The following is a 4,075-nucleotide window of genomic DNA, read 5'->3' on the forward strand; positions in this document are numbered from 1 at the left end:
GCCGGGGTGTACTCGGCGCTCACCGGAGCCGGCGAGAGGCCGGTCCGGGCCGCCGCCCCGCCGCGGGCCCGCAGGCCCGCCCTGCGCTCAAGCCCTCCGCCTACCGGCTGCGGCCCCTGACCGGCTACGGCCCGCCCCGGGCGGTGCCGCCGCGCACCCCCGTGCGCCGCGAGCCCCTGCTCCGGATGTCCGGCCGCGGCCGCGCCATGCTGCTGACCTTCGACGACGGCCCCGACCCCCGCTACACCCCGCTGATCCTGGACACCCTGCGCGCGTACGACGTCCGCGCGACGTTCTTCGTGTGCGGGGAGATGGCCGCGGACAACGAGGACCTCCTGGCCCGTATGGCCGACGAGGGCCATGTCGTCGGCAACCACACCTGGTCCCACCCGCTGCTCACCAAGCTCGGCGGCGGCCGCATCCGCCAGGAGATGGAGCGCACGAGCGACGTCGTCGAGAAGGCGTACGGCGAACGCCCCGCATGGTTCCGCGCCCCCTACGGCGCCTGGAACCGCACCGCCTTCCGGCTCGGCGCGGAACTCGGCATGGAACCCCTCGCGTGGACCGTCGACACCCTCGACTGGACCACCCCCGGCGCCCGCAGCATCGTCCGCCGCGTCGAGGGCGGGGCCGCCCCCGGCGTCGTGGTGCTCTCGCACGACGCCGGGGGCGACCGCAGCCAGAGCGTCCGCGCGCTGCGCGCCTACCTCCCGCGCCTGCTGGACTCCGGTTACGTCCTGACCGTTCCGGAGCGGCGCCGCCTGTGACGGGAGCCGGGCGGGCCGCCGCCCGCCCGGCCGCGCACGCTCAGCGCGTCTGGACCAGGCGGGCGAAGACCACGACGTTGCCGTCGTAGCCGTTCTGCTTGGAGAAACCGCCGCCGCAGGTGATGACGCGCAGTTCGGCGGTCCCCTTCGAGGTGTAGACGCGATCGCCCGGGAAGTCGTTCTTCGCGAAGACCTCGACGCCGTAGATCTCGAACACGGCCGTCCGGCCGTCCTTGCGGGCGATCTCGACGCGGCTGCCCTTCTGCAGCGATCCGAGGTTGTAGAACACCGCGGGCCCCTGGTCGTTGTCGACGTGGCCGACGACGACCGCGGTGCCCTTCTCGCCGGGGGAGACCGAACCGGTGAACCAGCCCGAGAGGTTGGGGTCCTCCGGCGGGGGCGCGCTGACCCAGCCGTCCGGGTCCAGGCCGACCGGGATGACCGGCGCGTCCACCTGGATGCTGCGGATGCGCACCCGGTCCGGCATCGCGTACGGCAGCGGGCGGGCGGCCCGGACGAAGGTGCCGCCCGGCGCCCGGGTGTCCGCGGCGGCGGCCGACGCCGGCTGCGGCGGGCCCTCGTTGAACTCCCCCGAACCGTTGCGGATGAGGGCGAGACCGGTCAGCAGAACAAGCGCTATCACGCCCCACGGAGCGCGCTTCCTGCGCTGCTCCTCCTCTTCCTCCAGCTCCGACCGAGACATTCGGCAACCCCTCTCGACGGGGCCGTCGCCCCGTCATCCGCGCATAGGGGAACGCTAAGTCCGGCGCGTGCGACCGGCGACGGGGAAGGGGTCGAACGGGTGGCCCGGCGAAATGCCGTGCGCCATCCGAGTTCCGCGGGCCGGAAAATTCTGACGGGTCGTGACCTGCGGCGATCCCGGTCGCGGGGTGATCGCCCGGCGTGTCCTCTCACCAGGACGGACCATCGCCGAAATGCGGCCCGGCGCACGGCATCTGAGGGTCTTTCTGGGAGGCGCTTTCTCGCCGATCGACCGGGGACGGGGTTCCCGGGGCGTCTTCCGCGGAGGAACACATGCGTACCACTCGTACCCTGGCGGCCGCTGCCACCGCGGTAGCCGCTCTCGGCGTCGCCGCCCCGGCCGCCGTCGCGCGGGACGGCATGCCCGGCCCGAGCAACATCGTGGCGCTGCCCAGCGTCATCGCCCGCGGCGGCCAGCTGACCATCACCGTCGACGGCTGCTCCCGGGGCGGCACCGCGACCTCGGAGGCGTTCCGGACCACGATGCTCAGCCCGGTGGGCGGCAGCACCGCCAAGGGCACCGCGCGGGTCCACCAGAACGCGCGGCCCGGCTCGCACAGCATCACCGTCAACTGCGAGGGCCGGACGCTGACCAACCCGGCGGCCTTCACCGTCATCGGCGGCGTCCGCGGCGGTCTCGGCGGCAGCAGCTCCACCGGGGCCACCCCCACCGACATGGCCATCGGCGGCAGCCTGATCGCCCTCGCGCTCGCCGGCGGCGGCGTGTTCTGGATGCGGCGCCGGGCGGAGCGGGCCTGAGCCCTCCCGCCGTACGTCCCCACGGTTTCGCCCCGGCCCCGAGAGGGGGTCCGGGGCGAAACCGTGTCAGGAGGGGCAAGAGGCGCAGGAGTGTCAGGAGTGACAGGAGGGGCAGGAGGTCCCGGTGGCCGCGGTGGACTCAGGCGGCGTCCCGCCCGCCGCGGCGCCGCGTGCGGCGGTACGCCGTCCCGAGGGCCCCGGCGACGAGCAGCGCGCCCAGCCCGAGCGCCTTCGCGTCGACGCCGGCGAGGCTGCCGCCGCCCGCGCCCGCCCGCACCCCCTTCTGGGGGTGGCCCGGCCGGTCGGGCCGGTCCGGTCCCGGCCGGCCCGCGACGGTGAGGTCGACGCTCTGCCAGAAGGTGCCGCAGTAGAAGGACACCTCGTACACCGCGCCCCGCCGCGCGGTCCGGTCGACCACGGCCCCGGCCGAGGTCCGGCCCCGGGGGATCGTGACCGTGTCGAAGACCCCCGAGGAGACGGTCACGCTCTGCTCGCAGCCGGTGGCCCGCAGCCTGATCCGCCCGCCCGGTTCGACGGTGGAGGGCACGACCCTGGCCCAGAAACCGGAGCTGTCCCCGGACGCCTGGGCGGCCGGGGCGGTCGCGGTGAGGGCGCCGACGCCCAGCAGAGCGGCCGCGGCGGCACGTATCGCGCGCATGGTGTTCCTCCCGGGTCCCCGAGGAGCAGCCGCGGAGCTTGTTCCGCTTGGGCCGGAATGCACCTCGATGCTCGAAACGCTAGGAAGACACGCCCACGGGCGCGATCCCTGCCGCGCGAACGGGGCAACGGTGTGGGCCGTACGGGTCGCGGGCGCGCGCCGCGGCCCCCGGCCGGGGGTCAGCCTCTCGCGCGGGGGAACAGGTCGAGGAGCGGTTGCAGCGAGGTCTCGGTGTCCCGGCTGTAGGGCGAGTCGAAGTCCCAGATGAGGAACAGCAGGAAGGCGATCAGCGCCGAGAAGAGCCCGGCGAGGATCAACTCCCGCGGAGTGCGCTGGATCTGGAGGGCGAACACCATGCCGATGGTGATCGCGCCCCCGGCGATCAGCCCGAACCACACCACGCCCGGCATGGTCTCCCCGGTCGAGTTCGCGCGGGCGGTGCGCGCCTGGTCGGCGGCGCTCACCTGGTCCAGCAGCGGCTGGTACGCCTGCGCCTCGAAGTCCGTGCGCGGCCGGTAGTCGGTGACGTCCACGCGGATGCGCTGGAAGAGCGCGGCGCCGCGCGCGGTGACCTCGCCCTTGTCGGTCATCGACCTCCACTCGGTGGTGACGACGTGTCCGACATAGGCGTTGACATCCTCCCGGATGCGGTCGCGGACCTCCGGCGGGTAGACGCGCACCCGCTCCGAGATCTCCCGCAGCGCCACGGCCTCCGCCTGGACGTGGTCCTGGGCGGCGCTGCGCCCCTCCCACACACCCGCGATGGCCAGGCCGAGGACGATGGCGTACACCACGCCGATCCACATCGTCATGTAGTCGATGACGTCCGGTGTCTGCGAGGGGTCCTCGTCGGCGGGCGCGGTGCGGGCCCGCAGGACGGCGATGAGCACGACCACGCAACAGGAGGCCAGCATCGCGAGGGTGAGAACAAGCCATTCCGGCAAGGGAAACCTCCTTGGGTCACCGTGGGCGCAGCGCGGCCACGGCGGCGAGGGCGGGTACGGCGATGAGGAGCACGAAGGTGAGGGGTGAGGGGGCGTCGTCCGGGGTGGTCCGCCGCGGTGTGGCGCGATAGCGCGGGTAGCGGACCGGGGCGGCCGACGGGCTCGGCGTGGCCTTCGGCGCCGGC

General features: G+C 74.2%; 4 protein-coding genes and 1 pseudogene. 2 read left to right on the top strand and 3 right to left on the bottom strand.

Translation table 11 applies throughout. From position 1 onward, the window contains the following. The first annotated feature begins 6 nt into the window (after positions 1–6). A pseudogene (locus SZN_RS35970) lies at positions 7–767 on the top strand (polysaccharide deacetylase family protein). A gap of 40 nt (positions 768–807) precedes the next feature. Here SZN_RS35970 and SZN_RS35975 read toward each other — a convergent pair. Continuing rightward, positions 808–1,470 carry a class F sortase gene (locus SZN_RS35975; protein WP_007505327.1) on the bottom strand — a complete coding sequence of 221 codons (663 nt, stop codon included), beginning with the start codon at positions 1,468–1,470 and terminating at the stop codon, positions 808–810. A 332-nt stretch (positions 1,471–1,802) separates the two neighbouring features. Between SZN_RS35975 and SZN_RS35980 the strand changes: the two genes are divergently transcribed. Further along, entirely contained in the window at positions 1,803–2,288 is a 486-nt protein-coding gene (locus SZN_RS35980; protein WP_007505328.1) for a hypothetical protein, read from the top strand. Positions 2,289–2,427: 139 nt separating this feature from the next. On the opposite strand, the gene SZN_RS35985 is transcribed toward SZN_RS35980, so the two are convergent. Both SZN_RS35985 and SZN_RS35990 read right to left on the bottom strand, forming a co-directional pair. Next, positions 2,428–2,946 carry a hypothetical protein gene (locus SZN_RS35985; protein WP_007505329.1) on the bottom strand — a complete coding sequence of 173 codons (519 nt, stop codon included), beginning with the start codon at positions 2,944–2,946 and terminating at the stop codon, positions 2,428–2,430. 179 nt (positions 2,947–3,125) lie between these two features. Then, complete coding sequence (locus tag SZN_RS35990; RefSeq protein ID WP_007505331.1) at positions 3,126–3,890, bottom strand: bestrophin-like domain; 765 nt, start codon at positions 3,888–3,890, stop codon at positions 3,126–3,128. Positions 3,891–4,075 lie beyond the last annotated feature (185 nt).

The sequence above is a fragment of the Streptomyces zinciresistens K42 genome (assembly GCF_000225525.1).
Classification (GTDB): domain Bacteria; phylum Actinomycetota; class Actinomycetes; order Streptomycetales; family Streptomycetaceae; genus Streptomyces; species Streptomyces zinciresistens.

Excerpts from the sequence above, each read along its gene's own strand:
- SZN_RS35975 (WP_007505327.1), bottom strand. The coding sequence starts at position 1,470 with ATGTCTCGGTCGGAGCTGGAGGAAGAGGAGGAGCAGCGCAGGAAGCGC.
- SZN_RS35980 (WP_007505328.1), top strand. The coding sequence starts at position 1,803 with ATGCGTACCACTCGTACCCTGGCGGCCGCTGCCACCGCGGTAGCCGCT.
- SZN_RS35985 (WP_007505329.1), bottom strand. The coding sequence starts at position 2,946 with ATGCGCGCGATACGTGCCGCCGCGGCCGCTCTGCTGGGCGTCGGCGCC.